1 protein-coding gene is annotated in these 653 nt (G+C 58.2%); it reads right to left on the minus strand.

Features of this window, described 5'->3' with window-relative positions; all coding sequences use genetic code 11:
• Window positions 1-22: 22 nt before the first annotated feature.
• On the minus strand, window positions 23-481 hold the full coding sequence (locus tag D3A59_RS25060; protein WP_119157995.1) for a type I restriction-modification system subunit M N-terminal domain-containing protein: 459 nt from the start codon (window positions 479-481) through the stop codon (window positions 23-25).
• Window positions 482-653 lie beyond the last annotated feature (172 nt).

Below are 653 nucleotides of genomic sequence, written 5' to 3' on the forward strand. Positions count from 1 at the left end.
CGAGGCTGTCAAGCGCCGCGCCCTAACCGACAGCACCGCCATTTGTGCAACAGAGCCTCTCGGCGAACTTCCGAACCACCTTGTAGAGCAGCTTAGGCCTAGCGAGCCCATCCAACTGCTTCTCGAACTCGATCCGCTCAAAGATATCAGAAATGTTCGACGAGAAGCCGTGGATGTAGACCCGCAGGTTCTGGTGCACGTGGTCGAGAAGGGGCAGCACCTTGTCGAAGTCCAGAGGGCTCGTGTTGAAGAACTTCAGCTCCGATGCGTGCGTGAGGAACACGTTCGGGTCAGCGGAGCCCTGCCGGGTACAGGTTTCAAGCTCAATCAGCACTGCCTGCTTGGTGAGCGGCCACACGCAGTCCAGTTGCCGCAGCAGTGTGAAAGGGAGGATGACCTTGCCATAGTCTGCCTGCCTGAAGGCGCAACGCAGCAGTTCTGCGATAGCGCAGATGAGCGTAGAAAGGTTCTGGGAACTCATTGATCGGTCACTTATTTCTTTAAAGAGGCAGGGCAAGAGAGGGGCGTTGGCATTATGCCTACCCGTGGTAAGAGAAATACGTGGGCTGCGTGCTCATCCACTCGTGAGCAGCACGGCTTTGTTGCACAAATGGCAGCGAGGGCGCCGGGCGGGGCGTGGCTTGACAGCGCCG

This window comes from Caldimonas tepidiphila, from assembly GCF_003569765.1.
Classification (GTDB): domain Bacteria; phylum Pseudomonadota; class Gammaproteobacteria; order Burkholderiales; family Burkholderiaceae_C; genus Caldimonas; species Caldimonas tepidiphila.